Genomic DNA, 17893 nt, shown 5'->3' on the forward strand with positions numbered 1-17893 from the left:
AAGGCTATATTTCAATCAATATTCATCGTTGCTATCAACATAAACAACTAACACAAACTACCTAACTTATGACGTGGAAACCTCATTTAAAACCTGATAAAAGAGATAAAGATGCTTAGGCCTGACCTCTATCCAAACCTGACGAACAAGACCTTCGAATAAGAGTAAGGTATGATTAGCCTTAAATGGGCTACGGTAAATAGCCGTATCCTGCTCCACCCGAAGTGATTAACAACGCAGACGAATTATGATTATCAAGCCAAAAATTCGCGGTTTTATTTGTACGACAACTCATCCAACAGGCTGTGAAGCCAATGTACGTGAACAGATTGCGTTCACCAAAGCAAAAGGCCCGATTGAAAACGGCCCTAAACGCGTACTGGTTATCGGCTCATCAAGTGGCTATGGCCTATCTTCACGTATTGCAGCAGCCTTTGGCTCTGGTGCGTCAACTCTTGGTGTCTTTTTTGAAAAGCCTGCCACAGAGAAGAAAACAGGCACTGCAGGCTGGTATAACGCCGCAGCCTTTGACAAGGCCGCCCAGGAAGCGGGCCTTTATGCTAAAAGCATCAACGGTGATGCCTTTTCCCATGAGGCTCGCGCTAAAGTTATCGAACTGATCAAGCAAGATCTGGGCGATATCGATATGGTGGTTTACTCTCTGGCATCCCCTGTGCGCAAGCTTCCAGATACCGGCGAAGTGATTCGCTCAAGTCTTAAGCCTATTGGCGAACCGTACCGCTCTACAGCAATCGACACGAACAAAGATGTTATCACCGAAGCGGAAATTGAACCGGCTACCGAGCAAGAAGTTGCTGATACCATTACGGTTATGGGTGGTGAAGACTGGGAACTTTGGATCAATGCACTTAATGATGCCGGTGTTTTAGCGGCAGGCTGCAAGACTGTCGCTTACTCATATATTGGTACGGATATTACTTGGCCTATCTACTGGCACGGCGCCCTTGGAAAAGCGAAGGAAGACTTAGATCGAGCTGCCAGCGAGCTTAACAGCAAACTGGCTGAGAAAGGTGGTTCTGCTAATGTTGCCGTACTCAAGTCGGTCGTTACCCAAGCATCTTCTGCGATACCGGTTATGCCGCTTTACCTAGCGATGGTTTTCCGCATTATGCGTGAGAAAGGCCTGCATGAAGGCTGTATGCAGCAAATTCACCGCTTGTTCAGCTCACAACTATTTGCTGGCGATCATAGCGCCCAAAACACCGATGATCATAATCGCCTGCGCCTTGATGACTGGGAACTGCAAGACGACGTTCAAACCGCCTGTCGCGAGCTATGGCCCCAAGTAACAACCGAAAACCTGTTCGATGTTACGGACTACCAACTGTACAAGGATGAATTCCTGAAACTATTTGGTTTTGGCCTGGAAGGCATTGACTATGAGGCTGATGTTAGCCCGCTGGTTGATTTCAACCCGATAGCGATCTAGGCACTTGCTATTCAGAATAGCTCAGTCTATTACAAAGAATCACTTGTAAAAAAACCCTTTATGCCGCCTAGCGGCATAAAGGGTTTCTTCATATTATTAAAACGTACAAACAAAAAAAGCCCGCTTTTTTAAAAAAGCGGGCTTTTCATAATTTGGCTCCCCGAGCAGGACTCGAACCTGCGACCAATAGATTAACAGTCTACTGCTCTACCAACTGAGCTATCAGGGATCTCTCTAAGAGATGAGCGGTATTATAGGCTGTTTTTGAGAAACGTCAACATCATTTTTAATTTTTTTGCTAAAAACACACTGATATAGCAAGCTCTTGTATACACAGCAACTATAGTACACATAGCAACCGTAGTAATACCGTTCAATCATAGTAAGATGGAGCCAAAGAGACTTTAATGGCAGACTTTAGTGTGGAAACCCTATCAGAAACCCCTTTTGCTCGTATTCCCGTATGCGACGCTGAATTCAATGTCATTGCCTATGAGCTTGTCGTCGGTGGTAATGGGCAATATCAACCGGCTCTGCCGGAAATTATTGCAGCAACCTTAACTGACCCAAGAATACATGACTTGCTCAACAATCGACCTGCCTTACTATTAGCAGAAGCAGATACGGTAAAGCTCATCTACACAGAGCTTCGCTTCCCTATGGATCAGTTTTGGCTGATGCTGGACGCACGTCAGGCCATTCGAGTTGACCCTTATTTAATCACAGGTTTAAAAAAGCGCGGCGCTCATTTTGGCTTATCCCTTAATCACGGGGATCTTCCAGATCTATCAGAAGAACTATTAGGCAATATTAGTTTTATTCGAGCCTCTAGCGAACAGTTTCTAAAGCGCCATTTAAGCGCGCAGCTCAATGATAAATGGCGCGGCATCGCCTCGGATGTTGATGATGCAGCCTGCCATCAAGCGCTTAAAGCCTGCGGAATTACCTCTATTCAAGGCCGGTATCTCCCGCGTCCTGAAACAACTGACATAAAGCAGTTTCCCAGCAACAAATTGATCGCCCTTGAGATCCTAAATTTACTAGGTGATGTCAATGTCTCACTGGAAGAATTAGAAAATCTGATCATCCAAGACTTACAGTTATACTATAAACTGTTAAGATTCATTAATTCTGCGTATTATAATTTTAATCGCAAAATCAACAGCATCAAAGAAGCACTTATCTATTTGGGCTTGAACACGTTACGCAGCATTAGTCTTGTTATTGCACTCTCTGAGTCAACAACACGTTCGCCAGATTTGTTTTATTTGGCGTTAACCCGAGCAAAGATGTGCGAAATATTGGCTAAAGCCAACAAATGGCCCAATGAGTCTATTTATTTTAATGCGGGATTAATATCCCTACTCGATGTGCTGTTGGATATACCGATGGATTTGATTTTGTCTGAGCTTCCGCTAAGCCCGTCAATCAAGCAAGCGGTTCTATATAATGAAGGTAGAACGGGCGCGGCGCTGCAATGTGCCATTCATTACGAGCATGTAGACTGGCAAAAAATCGAGGATAGCCAGTTTGAAAAGGATCTCGCACATTCGGCTTATTTGGATGCAAGCCGATGGGCAACTACTCTTCAGCAAGGATTAACAGCCGCTGTGGAGTCATAGGGGTTTTTAAGGCAATGAGTAAACTTCTAAACAGTGTCAATCAACGAACACAGCTAGCCGGCGAAAACCGCTTAGAGTTGCTTTTATTTCGCTTAGAAGACAAGCAGCTTTATGGTATCAACGTTTTCAAAGTTAAAAAGATTATTACCTGTCCGGCGTTGAACGAAATGCCTCACAGACATCCCATTGCTCTTGGCGTTGCCAATACAATGGATGGCCCTTTGCCTATCATTGATCTAAAGCTGGCAATTGGTCATGGTAACGCAAAAAATGTTAGAGGCAAAAGCGTCATCGTTGCCGAGTACAACCGGAAACTGCAAGGCTTTTTAGTCGACAAGGTTGAACACATTATCAATATCCAGTGGAGCGATATCCATACGCCGCCACGGAGTGTCGGTAATGAGCACTACCTCACGGCTATTTCAAAGTACGGTGATGAAATCATTGAGATCATCGACGTTGAAAAGATCATCGCGAAGATTATGCCGTTCAATGAAGAGGTTCAAAGCCCCATCACTGACGCTCTGGACAGTACCTACGATCAGAAGAATAAAGAAGGCTCCGCACCCAATAAAAACGTGCTAGTCGTCGATGACTCTGTGGTTACCCGTAACCAAATTAAACGCTGTATTGAGGCTGTTGGTTTCTCTTGTAAATTACTGAAAAATGGCTTGGAAGCCTACCAACATCTTGAAGAGCTTACAGTATCAGGCAAACATCCTAATGATGAGTATCTGATGATGATTTCAGATATTGAAATGCCGGAAATGGACGGTTACACCTTAACGCGTCGCGTTAAAGAAAATGCCAATATGAAAGACCTTTACATTCTTTTACACACATCTTTAAGTGGCGTATTCAACAAAGCGATGGTTGAAAAAGTCGGGGCAGATGATTTTATCGCCAAATTCGATGCGAACGAACTGGCCAATGCGGTTCTTGAGCGCTTAAATCATTAAGGCAACAAAAAAGGGCTACGACCTCATGTCATAGCCCTTTTTTAGTTTTCAAATTTAAATATAGACTTAATGCAGCCGGTCATTATTCATTAACAATGCCATCTTCTCAGCATCAGGGCGCTCCACCACACCTTTTTCAGTCACAATCACATCAATCAGATCCGCAGGTGTAACATCAAAAACAGGGTTAAAAACCTCAACACCTTCGGGTGCAATCCGCTGCCCTTTCACCGCAACCACTTCATCTGGGCCACGTTCTTCAATAGGAATATCATCGCCATGCTCAAGGGCCATATCAATGGTGCTTGACGGCGCAACAACCATAAAGCGTACCCCATGATGCAGCGCTAAAACCGCTAAGTTATAGGTGCCTATTTTATTGGCCACGTCCCCATTAGCCGTAATACGATCAGCACCGACAATAACCCATGAAACATCTTGGGTTTTCATAATATGAGCCGCAGCACCTTCAACATTCAGCGAGACCGGAATCCCATCACGCATCAGCTCCCACGCGGTTAAACGAGCCCCTTGGAACCAAGGGCGAGTTTCATCCGCATGCACATGATCAATCAACCCTTTCTCAAACGCCGTGCGAATCACACCTAAGGCCGTGCCCACACCGCCCGTTGCTAAAGCGCCAGTATTGCAGTGCGTCATAACTGAACGCCCCGCATCCTGCGTTTCAGCAATAAGCTCTGCACCAAATTCGCCCATCGTGCGGTTGGCGGCAATATCAGAGTCATGAATCTCAATCGCCATTTTAAGCAGTAAAGGTTCAGGATTAACCCCATCATCCAACTTGGCAATCAAAGCGTCCATCTTGCCTAAAGCCCAAAATAGATTCACAGCAGTTGGGCGTGATGCAGCCAACACACGGACCCGCTCTGCCAGCGGGCCTTTCCAGGCTTCTGGCGACTCTAGGAAGCATCTTCTAGCCGCTAAAACAACACCATAGGCTGCCGTAATACCAATAGCCGGAGCACCACGCACCACCATATCGGTGATCGCTTTAGCGACCTCATCAGAGTCATCATAAGAAAGGTAGAGCTCCTCTTCGGGCAAAATCCGCTGGTCTAACAGCAGCAGTTGGTTGTCCTGCCACTTAATGGCTTCAACACGACTTGTTTCAGCGATGCTCATTCACAGCTCCAATGGGTTAGATAGCAAGGCGCGTATTATAACGATGGCCGAAAAAATCGACAGTGCCAGCGCAATAAAAAGTGCATATACTGTATGGAAGTTTCTGTTATCTATCAGGATTTTTCTTATGCTGACCCAAGTTGATGCCCTACTGCACGCACGCTGGATAGTGCCGGTTGATGATAAGCAGTCCATTCTTGAGCACCATAGTATCGCCATACATCAAGGAAAGATTCTTGATATCCTACCCACGGATCAAATTCATCAGTGCTATAGCTCAAAACACGATCAAAACCTTGAAAACCAGTTACTCATGCCGGGGCTGATCAATGCCCACGGCCACGCTGCCATGAGCCTGTTTCGAGGCTTGGCAGATGATCTTGAACTCATGACATGGCTTCAGGAGCATATTTGGCCCGCAGAAAGCAAATGGGTAAGCCCAGACTTTGTGCGAGACGGCACTCGCTTAGCCATTGCCGAAATGCTTAGATCGGGCACCACATGCTTTAGTGATATGTATTTTTACCCAGATATTGCCGCAGAAACGGTAACCGAGCTCAATATGCGCGCCCAAATCTGCTGCCCGATTCTAGACTTCCCAACGCCTTGGGCTAAAGATGCCGATGAAGGCATTCATAAAGCGTTGAAGGTAAACGCAGCCCAACGTCACAACCCTCTGGTAAAAATCGCCTTCGGGCCCCATGCGCCGTACACCGTATCCGATGAACCTTTAAGAAAGCTAGCCTCTCTGCAAGAAGAGCTACAGATACCGATACAGATGCATCTGCATGAAACCGCGTTTGAAGTCACCGAAGCTGAAAAGCAGGGTCTACGGCCTATCGCTCGATTAGAACAGCTTGGCATACTTGGCCCTCATTTTCAGGCTGTACATGTCACTCAGGCCAACACCGAAGATCTTTTAACACTAGCTCGCTATGATGTTAAAGTTGTGCATTGCCCTGAATCGAATTTAAAACTGGCCAGTGGCTTCTGCCCCGTTGATAAAATGCAGAAAGCCGGTATTACCGTTGCCCTTGGCACCGATGGGGCGGCAAGTAATAACGATCTCGATCTTTTTGGTGAGATGCAAACCGCTGCACAACTGGCCAAAGCCGTCGCCGGAGATGCCGCCGCTGTTCCGGCCTTCGAAGCGATTCGCATGGCCACCTTAAATGGTGCTATTGCCCTAGGTATCGACGATATAACCGGCAGTTTAGTAAAAGGTAAAGCCGCCGATATTATCGCAATTGATATGAGCCGATTAGAGACGTTACCCGTATACAATCCTATCTCTCAACTGGTATACACCCGCATGGCCGACAAAGTAAAACATGTCTGGGTAAACGGAAAAATACTGGTACGAGATGGTATACTGACGCAAATTGATACTGAAAAACTGAAACAACAAGCCCGTCAATGGGGAGAAAAAATTCGTGCAGGAGACAGCCATGACTGAGTCAAATACCCCTCAAAATGTTGACTACAGTGAAGTCGCCAAATTTGAAGCCTTAGCCTCTCGCTGGTGGGATCGTGAAAGCGAATTTAAACCTCTACACGACATCAACCCCCTGCGTTTAAATTTTATTGATGAACGGGCGCATTTAGCCGGTAAGAAAGTGCTCGATGTTGGCTGTGGTGGCGGTATTTTAAGTGAAAGCATGGCGCTTCGTGGAGCCGATGTATCGGGTATTGATATGGGTGAAGCCCCGCTCTCTGTGGCTCGACTACATCAGCTAGAAAGTGGTTTAACTATTAACTATCGCCGTATTACCGCTGAAGAACTTGCCGAGCAGGAACCAGAGCAGTATGACGTTGTCACCTGCCTTGAAATGCTAGAGCATGTGCCTGAACCAGCCAAAGTTATTGCTGCCTGTGCTCGTCTAGTCAAACCCGGTGGTCAGGTTTTTTTCTCAACCATCAACCGCAACCCTAAAGCTTACTTGTTCGCTATTGTTGGTGCAGAATATCTATTGAAAATGCTACCCAAGGGTACTCACGATTTCAGTAAATTTATTCGACCATCTGAACTTGGAAACTGGTGCCGTGCAGCGGGTTTAAAAAATGGCGACCTAACCGGTATGACCTATAACCCCTTAACCAAGCACTACAAGCTGGATCAAGACGATGTTCAGGTAAATTATCTATTACAGTGTACTAAATCGGTCTAGTTTTAAGTGCACTAAATCGGTCTAGTTTTATAAGCCAGCCTAGCTTTTAAGATTCAGCGCCCCGATCCACAGGGCACGGTAAAGAGCTGTAGCTCTACTCTCTTTACCGTCTCTTTTCTGACCTGATTTCTTTTGACCTAATAGCGATCAGCCCCTCTATTAGCCTTACGATAACCCGTGGTAACGTTATGATAATCCACCCCTCCGCCGTTCTATTCGATCTTGATGGCACCTTGCTTGATACCGCCGACGATCTAGCCCACTGCCTTAACCTGCTATTAACCGAAGAAAGTATTGAAAATAAACCCCATAGCAAAATACGCCTACATGTTTCTAATGGCGCCAATGCGATGCTCACGTTTGCTTTTGGGGAGATGGAGCAGAGCCTTGCACTTCGTCGACGGGAAAGGCTTCTGGCGCTCTATCAAATGAATATCGCCCAACATACCCGCTGGTTTGATGACCTAGAACGCCTAACACTGGAGTTTAAGTCAAAACAGATTCCCTGGGGCATCGTCACAAATAAGCCACGCCTCTATACCGATTTACTTCTAGCTGCCATGGGTATAGATCAACAGGTTGATGTCGTCGTTTGCCCCGACGATCTGAATATAGCCAAACCCGATCCACGACCGCTACTCCACGCCTGCAAGCAAGTGAATGCGGACCCAGCACAAGCAATTTACATTGGCGATCATATCAGAGATATTGACGCAGGCCGTGCCGCAGGTATGACGACCATCGCCGCCGCCTATGGCTATTTAGAACATGCCGACGACGTTAATACTTGGCAAGCTGATCATATTGTACAAAACAGCCATGATATTGCTTCGCTAATTCAGTTTTAGCAGAGGGCTCTGGGTAAATAAGAAAATAAACTGCCACCCCATCGCAAAAGAATCGGCCAAAGCCGATTCTTTTATAACAAATCATATGTCGCTGAAACCCATAGAAATAGGCTAGACATCAACATCAACTTTAGCAGGTTGCGCATTAAATTTCTGACCGTTAACACCCTTACTATCAGGCCCCATAAGATAAAGGTACGTGGCCATAATCTCATCAGGAGTACGTAACGTTGCAGGGTTTTCACCAGGGAAGGCCAGTTGACGCATACCCGTACGGGTCGCACCAGGGTTCAAGCTGTTCACACGAATATTTGAGATATTCTCCAACTCATCCGCCAAGGTTTCCATCAAGCCTTCTGTCGCGAATTTAGAGATGCTATAAGCCCCCCAAAATGCCCGTCCTTTGCGCCCCACACTTGAGGAGGTAAAGATCAAGCTCGCGTCTTTTGATTCATGCATCAACGACAGTAACGCCTGCGTCATCAGTAATGCGGAGTTGAAATTCACCTGCATCACTTGATCCCATACCTGCGGACTATAGGCATCAACAGGTGTAAGTGAACCTAGAATACCTGCGTTATGTAGAATACCATCAATACAGCCAAACTCTTTCTGAAGTAGCTCCGCCATTTCGCCATAATCTTTATAGGTAGCGGTTTCAAAATTTAACGGGAAAATAGCCGGTTGCGCACCACCAGCCTCTTCAATTTCATCGTACACAGCTTCCAGTTTTTTGATGGTTCGACCAACAAGTATAATAGTCGCACCATGAGCCGCAAAACTTTTCGCCGCCGCCCGTCCGATACCATCACTAGCGCCTGTTACTAAAATAACACGCCCTTTTAATAGGTCTGCTGGAGCTTGGTAATCAAATTCGCACAACATAATGTATCCTCAATTCCACTAGGCTTTATAATTTAAACACTTAATTTTGAATTTATGATTCCCAGCAGGCTAAGAGCACAGCTGCCGTTTATATAAAAATAGATAACCAGAATAAGCGGTGTTATGCCCAAAAATAAACGGCGCATTGTATCCCAAAGCGCCGTTTATCGGTATAGCAGATGAGGCCGTCTTAAAAGTGATTACTTTTTTTGGGCATCCAAAAACTGAGAGGCTAACCTAGAAGCGGTGCTCTTCGGAAATTGTGTCTTAACCGCATTCATTTGTGTTATCGCTTTATCCATTTGCCCATAACGAGCATAAACTAAGCCTAGTTTATAACTCGCATCAGAAACCTTACGGCTTTCTGGGTAGGTCTCAATAACCGTGGAAAAAACTCGCTCAGCTTCCTGAGTTAAATTCTTCACCATGTAGAGTTCACCCAACCAATAATACGCATTAGGCAACAGGCTAGAGCTTGGATAATTTTTAATAAAAGCTTGATAGGCGGTAATTGCCTGATCAAACTTCTGAGCTTTAACTAAAGCATAGGCTTGCTGGTAAGCATCTTTAGCCGTTCCACTCACAACAGGCAGTGTAGAAGGGCTATCGTTATTATTGACCGGTGCGGCAGAAACACCTTTTTTCTTCAAGAGCGCAACATCTTCACTTAGATTAGAAAGTCGGCTATCTATATCAAGGTAACGTCCACGGTTATCCTTTTGCAGCTGAACAATGACTTGTCCTTGTTGTTCAACAATATTACGCAGCGCCTGCATTTCTTGCTGCAATTGTTGAATCTGAAAGAGTAAATCTGTATTAGCGGCACTCTGATGTATTGACTGAGAAGAACGAGAGGGGTCAGCCAGCACAGGCATGGTCTGATCGGTTAAATCAGCGGCTTGCACGGCAAAAGGTACTACCAAAAATGGTAGTACCTTCAAAGCGTTTCGGAAAGGAGTAATCATCCTAAATCCGTCTCAACTTAGTATTGGATTTCAACGCGACGGTTTTTAGACCATGCAGCGTTGTTATGACCCATTACTGCTGCTTTTTCTTCACCGTAGCTAACAACTTCTAGTTGATCAGAGTTTACACCTTGAACTTGGAAGTAGCTTTTAACAGCGTTTGCACGACGTAGGCCTAGAGCCATGTTGTACTCACGAGTACCGCGCTCATCAGCATGGCCTTCTAGTACAACTTTAGCATCAGAGTTAACACGAAGATAAGCAACATGCATATCTAGCACTTCACGAGAATCTGCACGGATTGAAGAGGTATCAAAATCGAAATAGATTGTTTCAATTTCAGGCATCGCTGCTACAACTTCCTCAGCCTTTTCTTCTAAGTTTTCTACATCCTGACCCATTTGTTCGCCAGTGATTGCAGAATCAGAGCTTGATCCATCACTTGTGATCACAGGCTGAACTTCAGTATCAGTGCCAGCAGCGCCTTCTTCTTGATCCTGAGTCGCAGCGTTACCGCCACAACCTGCAAGAATTGCTAGAGTAGCACCGAAGAAAAGAGTCTTGCTGTATTTTTTAAATTCCATATTAGTCTCCTGAAGTAATCACTTCTTACTTTTATAGTTGGTTAAGTTTAAACATTTAGTTACTAATTTGTTAAAAAAGGCGACCACGCGGGCTCACGTACATCGGCAAGTTGAGAAGGTAAACTGTAGCGAATCTGACCATTAACAGATACAGCGCCCAAGTACCCTCTTGATCCTTCCTGTGTTGCATAAATTAACATACTTCCATTAGGAGAAACACTGGGAGACTCATCTAATGGTGTCTGAGTTAGTATTCTCAGACGATTATTAGCCAACTCTTGCGCTGCAATATGGAAAATACCATTACTGCGATGCACAAAATAGATCTCAGTACCATCCGGAGAATAGCGAGCACGGGCGTTATAACTACCTTCAAAGGTTAAACGCTCGGTCTCACCTGAGATCAAATTAAGTTGGTAAATTTGAGGCCCACCACTGCGCGACGAGGTAAATAAAATATGTTTACCATCTGGAGACCATTCAGGCTCCGTTTCGATCGCATAGTGCTGAGTTAATCTTTTTACTTTATAACTCGTTAAATCAACCTCATAAATCTCAGGGTTACCGTCCTTGGAAAGCACTACGGCAAGCTTTTTACCATCAGGCGACCATGCAGGTGCGCCATTCAATCCCCGAAAAGCGGTTAACTGTCGGCGCTTTCCGGTATAAACGTTTTGTAGAAAAATCCCTGGTCTGCCCGTCTCGAAAGAAACATAAGCAAGATGCTGGGCATCAGGAGACCAAGCAGGGGACAAAATGGGCTTGTATGTTGTTAGAATCGTTCTTTCCCGTCGACCATCAGCATCTGAAACTTTAAGTTCATACTTACTCTGGCTGGCAGCATCTTTTTTCACGGTAATGTAAGCTAATCGAGTCGAGAACGCCCCTTTAATACCGGTCAGATGCTCAAAAACCTGATCACTAATATAGTGGGCTCTTGAACGTAGTTCACTGGGCTTACCAGAGATAACCTCACCTAGAACTCGGGTTTGACGTACCACATCATACAATTCATATTGAATGGTAAGGACACCGGGCGAGGCAGAAGGTCGAATCTGTCCCACTAGCAAATAGTCTTGCTTTAACAGCGACCAATCCCGAAAAAATATTTCACTCTTTTGGCTCGGTAAGCTCAGCATCTCGGTACGGGACAAGGGCCGAATAAGACCGCTACGTTCCAAATCATCGGAAACAATTCGGGCAATATCCTCTGACAACCCAGACTGGCCGAGCCAAGCAAAAGGCACGACCGCTACAGGCGTCGCCCTATCATTACCTTGGGTAATCTCAATGGTAAGGTCTGCAACAGCTTGCTGAACGAAACAAAGCAAAGAAAACGCCGCTGCTTTAAGCCAATTTCTAACACACATTACTGAATATCCTCAGGTTTAAACACCAGATTAAACGCCCTGAATGCCTCTTTCTGTTGCGGTTTTAAATCGATTAACTCTCTGAACGGCCCAGCTCGATAAACAGCCTGCTCCGCAGAACGATCAAAAGCACTGTCTCTACTGGATTCGACAACCGTTACAGACTTCACTTCCCCTGTTGGCAATAACTCAATTTTTAGTACCGCTTGCATACCTTTACGAGCCGTTGGTGGACGAGACCAGTTCTGTTCAACGTAACTTTTAATTAATGCCTGCATTGATGCAAGCTGTTCCCTATCTTCTAGTTCTGATAAAAAAGCTTCTTCTTGATCCAGTGCTGCCTGTAAAGACCGCTGTTCCCTTGCAATAGCATCACGACGTTTTTGTTCCGCCTCCGCCGCAGCCAATGCGTCTTTACGCTCTTTAGCTGCTATCAGTTGAGCTTCACGTTTACGCAGTGCTTCTTCTTTACGGGCTGCCTCAGCTTTTTTCGCTTGTTCGGCTCTCTTCTCTTGTTCTGCTTTCTTCTCTTGTTCTGCTTTCAGCTGTTGCTGTCGTTTCAACTCAGCCTGACGCTTGTTTTCTGCGGCCTTAAGAGCGGCCTCACGTTTCTTGGCTGCCTCAGCTTCGGCTTGTTTGCGACTTTCTTCCTCTTTTTGCCGAATAAGCGCTTGTTTTCGAGCTTCAGCTTGCCGTTTGGCTTCAGCTTGCCGTTTGGCTTCAGCTTGCCGTTTGGCTTCGACTCGTCGTTGCTGCTCGACTCTTGCTTGCGCTTTGGCTTGAGCCGCCGCATCAGCCTGTTGTTTTTGCTTTAAGGCGGCGATAGGGTCATGTTGAACCGCTACCGCAGCAATAACCGAATCAGGGTTAACACGGGGCATACGCTCGGCAGATAACGTGCTCGCTTGATGCCAACCAAACCATAGCAGTAAGGCTCCTAACAAATGACAACCAACCGCAATTAAAAAGGGAAACAGCAAGCCATCACCCTGTGTTCGAATCTCAGATTTCATTTTTCAGGTGGCTGCGACAATAATCCAATATTCCGTGCACCGGCTTGCTGCAGTACACTCATTAACTGTACAACAGAGCCATAATCCACGCTTTTATCTCCTCGAACAAGTACTTGAACCGTCGGGTTTTGTCGAGTGATTTTACCCACTTTTAATGATAGCTCCGCCGGTGAAATAGGCTGCTCTTTATCAACCCCAAGCTCTAGGAAATATTCACCCGTCTTCTTCACTGCCACAATTAAAGGCAGATCATCTTCATTCACATCCAAGGGTGCTGAAACCGCCTCAGGCAGTTCCACTTTTACCCCTTGAGTCAGAATAGGTGCTGTCACCATAAAGATAACCAGCAAGACCAGCATCACATCGATATAGGGTACAACATTGATCTCTGCAACCAGCTTTTTGGGCTTACGATAACGATATCCAGACATAATTAGCCCACATTTTGGCTGTGTACATTACGGTGTAAAATGCTAGAAAATTCATCAGCAAAAGTTTCATAACGCACCATCAACAGCTCTGTCTTCGTGGAGAAACTGTTATAGGCAATTACAGCAGGAATCGCTGCAAAAAGCCCCATAGCCGTAGCAATAAGAGCCTCAGAAATTGAAGGTGCAACAACTGCTAACGTTGCTTGCTGTACATGGGCCAAGTCACGAAAGGAGTTCATAATCCCCCATACCGTGCCAAAAAGCCCAACATAAGGACTGGTAGAACCAACTGTTGCTAAAAAGGGTAAGTTGACATTAAGGCGCTCTTCTTCCCGAGCCAGAGCGACGCGCATCGATCGCTGCACGCCTTCCATGATAGCTTCAGAGTCCATTGTGCTTTTTTGGCTGAGACGGGTGAATTCTTTAAAACCAGCCCTAAAGATGCTTTCCGCACCAGAGCCTGTGGACTCAGTGGTGACTTCACGATAGAGCTGCGCTAAGTCCATGCCTGACCAAAAGCGATCTTCAAAAGACTCCATGCCTTTCTTTGCATGACCAATCACAGCAGAACGCTGAATGATAAACATCCAAGATAAAATGGAAGCCAGCAACAAACTTGCCATTACTAACTGAACCACAACGCTGGCATTTACAATCAAACCCAGCAGAGAAAGCTTATCGTCCACACATACACCTTTATAATGTAGTTCTAAATAATATAATTCTAAAAATATAACGTTAAAAAAGATAAAACTAGGATCTTATCTAAAACCTTAACAGGTCTTGTCTAAAAATAAGGCTAAAGTTTTAAACCTCAATATTTTTACCATTAAAAACGGAGAATAACAAACAGACAAGATACTGTTATCAATGAAAAAACAACCCTTTTCAATCCTGTCAGACCAGTGTGCCAGAAAAAGTTCCTAACTTAAAAGCTGTCATTTTCAATCAGCATTCTTATTTGTCGCCAAAAGTTCAACCAAGCAACGCTGAAAGTTTGCTAACAAGGCTTTCAGGCAAGGCTTTAGGCCGATATGTATCACCTTGAACACAGGCAACTTTGATACGGGCTAAATTCAATAATATTTCAGCACCCTCGTCTTTCTTAAGGATTTCTTGCTCAAAAACAAGATACGTTCGTGCCATTTTCACAATCCGCAAACCAACCGTTAATGCGTCATCCAGCACGGCTGGTCGTTTATAATCCGCTTGAACGCTACTGACAACAAATAAGAGATTACTTTCGTTTTTCAACTGCTCTTGATGAAAACCGATGCTACGCAGGGCTTCTGTGCGTGCTCGCTCATAGAATTTCAGATAGTTGGCATAATAAACCACGCCACCTGTATCCGTATCTTCGTAGTAAACTCTTATAGGCCAAGTAAAAGGATAAGATTTAGAACTCACATTCAAATCAGGCATAACAACTTTACTCTTTTAGTCATAACAATAACTAATAAAAAATATTTGGCATTAAAAAAACGAGAACTACTAGAGATAATCTAGAGGTAATTGTCGCTTTTATTTTAAGAATCAGGCTGAGCAATACCAAAGTGCAGATAGGCTTGCGGTGTCACCATTCGACCTCTTGGGGTTCGCATCATAAAGCCTTGCTGGATCAAAAACGGCTCTAAGACATCTTCAATGGTATCTCGTTCTTCACCAATTGCCGCCGATAAATTATCCACGCCAACGGGGCCGCCGCCAAACTTCTCAATCATACTGAGCAGTAATCGACGGTCCATATGATCAAAGCCGTGAGTATCTACGTTCAGCATATTAAGTGCTTTATCGGCAATATCGCCATTAATCACGCCATCCGCCTTCACCTGAGCATAATCCCTGACTCTTCGTAATAGGCGGTTAGCGATACGCGGTGTACCTCGGGAACGTTTGGCGATCTCAAGGGCACCGTGAGCCTCAATGGCCATCTCCATCAGATCAGCTGACCGCTTGACAATGGAGCTAAGATCCTCAACGCTGTAAAACTCCAAGCGTTGAACAATACCAAAGCGATCCCTCAGGGGAGAGGTCAACAGCCCAGCCCGAGTGGTTGCCCCCACAAGCGTAAAAGCAGGCAAGTCGATTTTAATAGACCGAGCAGCAGGCCCTTCACCAATCATGATATCCAGCTGATAATCTTCCATCGCAGGATAAAGCACCTCTTCTACCGCAGGGCTTAGCCGATGAATCTCATCAATAAACAGCACATCCCCTTCTTCCAAGTTGGTCAACAAGGCGGCAATATCCCCTGCTTTTTCTAACACTGGGCCAGAAGTGCTCTTAATCGCCACACCCATTTCACTGGCAATAATGTTGGCAAGGGTTGTTTTGCCTAAACCAGGGGGACCAAAGACCAGCGTATGGTCAAGGGCATCATCACGGTTACGGGCCGCGGATATAAAAATCTCCATTTGCTCCCGTACTTGAGGCTGCCCGACATAATCTTTTAAATACTGAGGACGCATCGCACGATCATGATGCTCTTCCGGTTCTTTGGTCATCGCGGAAATTAACCGATCTGCTTCAATCATTAACAGAGCCTATTACTTAGATTGCTTAGGTAGAGGAGAAAATACTGTATATTAAATCATACCTTTTAATGCCGCTCGAATCAGTTCTTCTGTACTCATGCCGGCCTGATACACCGCATTAATCGACTTACTGGCTTGAGCGGGCTTATAACCTAAAGCAATCAAAGCTTGCTCCGCTTCTTCTCGGCCATCAACCTCAGGAACAGAAACAGAGGCTTCGCCGGACTCTGTGGCTGTCAGTTCAAATACATCAGGGTCTGTTGCCCAGTTTTTCAAGCGATCTTTCATCTCGATCAATAGGCGCTCTGCTGTCTTTTTACCGACTCCTGGCAGCTTCACCAAGGCATTGGCATCCCCCTCATTAACGCAACGAACAAACTGAGAGGCCTCAATACCGGAAAGGATAGTAAGCGCCAGCTTAGGCCCCACACCATTAACCTTAATCAGATCTCGGAACAAGCGACGCTCACGGCGGTCAGAAAAGCCGTACAGTAGCTGAGCATCTTCACGCACCACAAAATGAGTAAATAGCTCCACAGGTTGCCCGACCGCAGGCAACTGATAAAAGGTACTCATAGGAGCTTCTACTTCATAGCCCACCCCGCTGACATCAATCAGCAGCTGCGGTGGTAACTTTTCTGCCAGTACACCCTTTAGTCGGCCTATCATAAATTTTTACCTTTTTTTTGTTCCTCTGCGGTCTTATACGACAACAGAAATACGGGCAGTTGAAGATTCCAATAAATCGCCGCTAAGCGTAAGCCAATAACAAATAGCATCGTGACAATAGCGCTAAGAGCATCTGTTCCTGGAGGCAAGTACCAACGCATATTGACAAAAACAACCGCTCCAGCCATCGCCGCCGTCGCGTAGATCTCTTTTTTAAAGATCATCGGGATTTCATCCGTCAGCACATCTCGCACAACACCACCGAAGACACCCGTCATGACACCCATCATGACAGCAATCACCGGTGGATGGTTCAAATTAAGAGCGACCTGCGCACCAATAACGGTAAACACACCTAAGCCAATCGCATCCGACACCTGAAGCGTTCTATGGAGGAAGGGGCGAAAGCGCGCTGCAATAAAAGTTGCTAGCGTTGTACCAACAATAACCCAGATATAAAGTGTTTCAACTACCCAAAATACCGGTGTTCGGCCAAGAACCAAGTCACGAATCGTACCACCACCAATAGCGGTAACCATGCCAACAACAATAACGCCAAACAGATCCAAACGCTTTTCACTGGCCGCAAGCACGCCTGTAATAGCAAATATAATCGTGCCAAAAATATCGAGATAATAGATAAAAGGGATATTAAACAGCGTCATGCTGCATCACTCCGGACGGAATTGACGCCAACTGCTTCTGCGACCACCACCGCTTTTACCCGCACCAGCAACTAAACCTAGACTGGAGTTTGCGTGACAAATAGCGATAGCCAGCGCATCGGCGGCATCGGATTGAGGAAGATCGGAAAGTTTTAGTATGGCTGCCACCATTTGCTGCACCTGAACCTTAGTTGCAGCCCCCGAACCAACAACGGCTTGTTTTACTAAACGGGCAGCATATTCACTGACCGGCAGCCCCACATTGGCAGCAGCAACAATGGCAACGCCCCGGGCCTGCCCCAGCTTCAGGGCTGAATCAGGGTTTTTGGCCATAAAGACCTGTTCGATCGCAAACTGCGTCGGCTGATACTGCGCAATAACCTCTGAAACACCGGCATAAACTTGCTGTAGTTTATCCGCCAAGGTATCACCGGTAATACGAATAAAACCGCTGGCGATATAGTACATACGGTGGCCTTCCATGCGAATGACACCGTAACCGGTCTTACGGCTACCCGGATCAATACCCAAAATAATGGCCATAACTTTCCTTGAATACGGCATCTAAAACAGGATGCCTAAAACTA

19 protein-coding genes and 1 tRNA gene are annotated in these 17893 nt (G+C 45.6%); 6 read left to right on the plus strand and 14 right to left on the minus strand.

Translation table 11 applies throughout. The features are described 5' to 3' along the window. Window positions 1-247 precede the first annotated feature (247 nt). A complete protein-coding gene (gene fabV, locus G517_RS0107100; protein ID WP_028303834.1) occupies window positions 248-1450 on the plus strand; it encodes an enoyl-ACP reductase FabV in 1203 nt (400 codons plus the stop codon). Window positions 1451-1603: 153 nt separating this feature from the next. Here the strand turns inward: fabV and G517_RS0107105 are convergent. Continuing rightward, a tRNA-Asn gene (locus tag G517_RS0107105) sits at window positions 1604-1679 on the minus strand. A 178-nt stretch (window positions 1680-1857) separates the two neighbouring features. On the opposite strand from G517_RS0107105, the gene G517_RS0107110 reads away from it, so the two are divergent. Together G517_RS0107110 and G517_RS0107115 are read left to right on the plus strand one after the other, a co-directional pair. Next, window positions 1858-3072: an EAL and HDOD domain-containing protein gene (locus G517_RS0107110; protein ID WP_028303835.1), complete on the plus strand. Its 1215-nt coding sequence runs from the start codon at window positions 1858-1860 to the stop codon at window positions 3070-3072. A gap of 14 nt (window positions 3073-3086) precedes the next feature. Continuing rightward, on the plus strand, window positions 3087-4031 hold the full coding sequence (locus G517_RS0107115; protein ID WP_028303836.1) for a chemotaxis protein CheV: 945 nt from the start codon (window positions 3087-3089) through the stop codon (window positions 4029-4031). Window positions 4032-4097: 66 nt separating this feature from the next. Here the strand turns inward: G517_RS0107115 and mtnA are convergent, their stop codons facing one another. After that, complete coding sequence (gene mtnA / locus G517_RS0107120) at window positions 4098-5174, minus strand: S-methyl-5-thioribose-1-phosphate isomerase (RefSeq protein ID WP_028303837.1); 1077 nt, start codon at window positions 5172-5174, stop codon at window positions 4098-4100. Window positions 5175-5301: 127 nt separating this feature from the next. Between mtnA and G517_RS0107125 the strand changes: the two genes are divergently transcribed. The 3 genes from G517_RS0107125 (at window position 5302) to G517_RS0107135 (ending at window position 8190) form a co-directional block, all read left to right on the plus strand. Next, window positions 5302-6630 carry a TRZ/ATZ family hydrolase gene (locus tag G517_RS0107125; protein ID WP_028303838.1) on the plus strand — a complete coding sequence of 443 codons (1329 nt, stop codon included), beginning with the start codon at window positions 5302-5304 and terminating at the stop codon, window positions 6628-6630. Beyond that, the gene (gene ubiG / locus G517_RS0107130) at window positions 6623-7342 is read left to right on the plus strand and encodes a bifunctional 2-polyprenyl-6-hydroxyphenol methylase/3-demethylubiquinol 3-O-methyltransferase UbiG (protein ID WP_028303839.1); all 720 of its coding nucleotides are present in this window, start codon (window positions 6623-6625) and stop codon (window positions 7340-7342) included. The genes G517_RS0107125 and ubiG overlap by 8 nt, the downstream gene beginning before the upstream one ends. A gap of 188 nt (window positions 7343-7530) precedes the next feature. Continuing rightward, complete coding sequence (locus G517_RS0107135; RefSeq protein WP_028303840.1) at window positions 7531-8190, plus strand: HAD family hydrolase; 660 nt, start codon at window positions 7531-7533, stop codon at window positions 8188-8190. 111 nt (window positions 8191-8301) lie between these two features. On the opposite strand, the gene G517_RS0107140 is transcribed toward G517_RS0107135, so the two are convergent. The 12 genes from G517_RS0107140 to ruvC form a co-directional block, all read right to left on the minus strand. Continuing rightward, complete coding sequence (locus G517_RS0107140) at window positions 8302-9075, minus strand: YciK family oxidoreductase (protein ID WP_028303841.1); 774 nt, start codon at window positions 9073-9075, stop codon at window positions 8302-8304. 200 nt (window positions 9076-9275) lie between these two features. Then, window positions 9276-10040: a tol-pal system protein YbgF gene (ybgF, locus tag G517_RS18145; protein WP_051206190.1), complete on the minus strand. Its 765-nt coding sequence runs from the start codon at window positions 10038-10040 to the stop codon at window positions 9276-9278. A gap of 17 nt (window positions 10041-10057) precedes the next feature. Beyond that, entirely contained in the window at window positions 10058-10624 is a 567-nt protein-coding gene (gene pal, locus G517_RS0107150; protein WP_028303842.1) for a peptidoglycan-associated lipoprotein Pal, read from the minus strand. A gap of 62 nt (window positions 10625-10686) precedes the next feature. Further along, on the minus strand, window positions 10687-11994 hold the full coding sequence (tolB, locus tag G517_RS0107155) for a Tol-Pal system beta propeller repeat protein TolB (protein ID WP_051206191.1): 1308 nt from the start codon (window positions 11992-11994) through the stop codon (window positions 10687-10689). Continuing rightward, window positions 11994-13007, minus strand: coding sequence for a cell envelope integrity protein TolA (gene tolA, locus G517_RS18150; protein ID WP_051206192.1), 1014 nt, complete (start codon window positions 13005-13007; stop codon window positions 11994-11996). Before tolA ends, tolB begins: the two co-directional genes overlap by 1 nt. Continuing rightward, on the minus strand, window positions 13004-13438 hold the full coding sequence (tolR, locus tag G517_RS0107165; protein WP_028303844.1) for a protein TolR: 435 nt from the start codon (window positions 13436-13438) through the stop codon (window positions 13004-13006). Before tolR ends, tolA begins: the two co-directional genes overlap by 4 nt. A 2-nt stretch (window positions 13439-13440) precedes the next feature. Continuing rightward, window positions 13441-14124 (minus strand): protein TolQ, encoded by a 684-nt coding sequence (gene tolQ, locus G517_RS0107170; RefSeq protein WP_028303845.1) that lies wholly within the window; start codon window positions 14122-14124, stop codon window positions 13441-13443. A gap of 289 nt (window positions 14125-14413) precedes the next feature. Then, window positions 14414-14860, minus strand: coding sequence for a tol-pal system-associated acyl-CoA thioesterase (gene ybgC / locus G517_RS0107175; protein WP_051206193.1), 447 nt, complete (start codon window positions 14858-14860; stop codon window positions 14414-14416). A 104-nt stretch (window positions 14861-14964) separates the two neighbouring features. Continuing rightward, window positions 14965-15972 (minus strand): Holliday junction branch migration DNA helicase RuvB, encoded by a 1008-nt coding sequence (ruvB, locus tag G517_RS0107180; protein WP_028303847.1) that lies wholly within the window; start codon window positions 15970-15972, stop codon window positions 14965-14967. 51 nt (window positions 15973-16023) lie between these two features. After that, on the minus strand, window positions 16024-16641 hold the full coding sequence (ruvA, locus tag G517_RS0107185) for a Holliday junction branch migration protein RuvA (RefSeq protein ID WP_028303848.1): 618 nt from the start codon (window positions 16639-16641) through the stop codon (window positions 16024-16026). Beyond that, entirely contained in the window at window positions 16638-17306 is a 669-nt protein-coding gene (locus G517_RS0107190) for a trimeric intracellular cation channel family protein (RefSeq protein ID WP_028303849.1), read from the minus strand. The genes ruvA and G517_RS0107190 overlap by 4 nt, the downstream gene beginning before the upstream one ends. Before the next feature lie 6 nt (window positions 17307-17312). Beyond that, window positions 17313-17849: a crossover junction endodeoxyribonuclease RuvC gene (ruvC, locus tag G517_RS0107195; RefSeq protein ID WP_028303850.1), complete on the minus strand. Its 537-nt coding sequence runs from the start codon at window positions 17847-17849 to the stop codon at window positions 17313-17315. Window positions 17850-17893 lie beyond the last annotated feature (44 nt).

Origin of the sequence: Oceanospirillum maris DSM 6286, from assembly GCF_000422865.1 — a bacterium.
GTDB classification, from domain to species: Bacteria; Pseudomonadota; Gammaproteobacteria; order Pseudomonadales; family Halomonadaceae; genus Oceanospirillum; species Oceanospirillum maris.

Coding starts and splice junctions, on each gene's coding strand:
- fabV (WP_028303834.1), top strand. CDS start 248: ATGATTATCAAGCCAAAAATTCGCGGTTTTATTTGTACGACAACTCAT.
- G517_RS0107110 (WP_028303835.1), top strand. CDS start 1,858: ATGGCAGACTTTAGTGTGGAAACCCTATCAGAAACCCCTTTTGCTCGT.
- G517_RS0107115 (WP_028303836.1), top strand. CDS start 3,087: ATGAGTAAACTTCTAAACAGTGTCAATCAACGAACACAGCTAGCCGGC.
- mtnA (WP_028303837.1), bottom strand. CDS start 5,174: ATGAGCATCGCTGAAACAAGTCGTGTTGAAGCCATTAAGTGGCAGGAC.
- G517_RS0107125 (WP_028303838.1), top strand. CDS start 5,302: ATGCTGACCCAAGTTGATGCCCTACTGCACGCACGCTGGATAGTGCCG.
- ubiG (WP_028303839.1), top strand. CDS start 6,623: ATGACTGAGTCAAATACCCCTCAAAATGTTGACTACAGTGAAGTCGCC.
- G517_RS0107135 (WP_028303840.1), top strand. CDS start 7,531: ATGATAATCCACCCCTCCGCCGTTCTATTCGATCTTGATGGCACCTTG.
- G517_RS0107140 (WP_028303841.1), bottom strand. CDS start 9,075: ATGTTGTGCGAATTTGATTACCAAGCTCCAGCAGACCTATTAAAAGGG.
- ybgF (WP_051206190.1), bottom strand. CDS start 10,040: ATGATTACTCCTTTCCGAAACGCTTTGAAGGTACTACCATTTTTGGTA.
- pal (WP_028303842.1), bottom strand. CDS start 10,624: ATGGAATTTAAAAAATACAGCAAGACTCTTTTCTTCGGTGCTACTCTA.
- tolB (WP_051206191.1), bottom strand. CDS start 11,994: ATGTGTGTTAGAAATTGGCTTAAAGCAGCGGCGTTTTCTTTGCTTTGT.
- tolA (WP_051206192.1), bottom strand. CDS start 13,007: ATGAAATCTGAGATTCGAACACAGGGTGATGGCTTGCTGTTTCCCTTT.
- tolR (WP_028303844.1), bottom strand. CDS start 13,438: ATGTCTGGATATCGTTATCGTAAGCCCAAAAAGCTGGTTGCAGAGATC.
- ybgC (WP_051206193.1), bottom strand. CDS start 14,860: ATGCCTGATTTGAATGTGAGTTCTAAATCTTATCCTTTTACTTGGCCT.
- ruvB (WP_028303847.1), bottom strand. CDS start 15,972: ATGATTGAAGCAGATCGGTTAATTTCCGCGATGACCAAAGAACCGGAA.
- ruvA (WP_028303848.1), bottom strand. CDS start 16,641: ATGATAGGCCGACTAAAGGGTGTACTGGCAGAAAAGTTACCACCGCAG.
- G517_RS0107190 (WP_028303849.1), bottom strand. CDS start 17,306: ATGACGCTGTTTAATATCCCTTTTATCTATTATCTCGATATTTTTGGC.
- ruvC (WP_028303850.1), bottom strand. CDS start 17,849: ATGGCCATTATTTTGGGTATTGATCCGGGTAGCCGTAAGACCGGTTAC.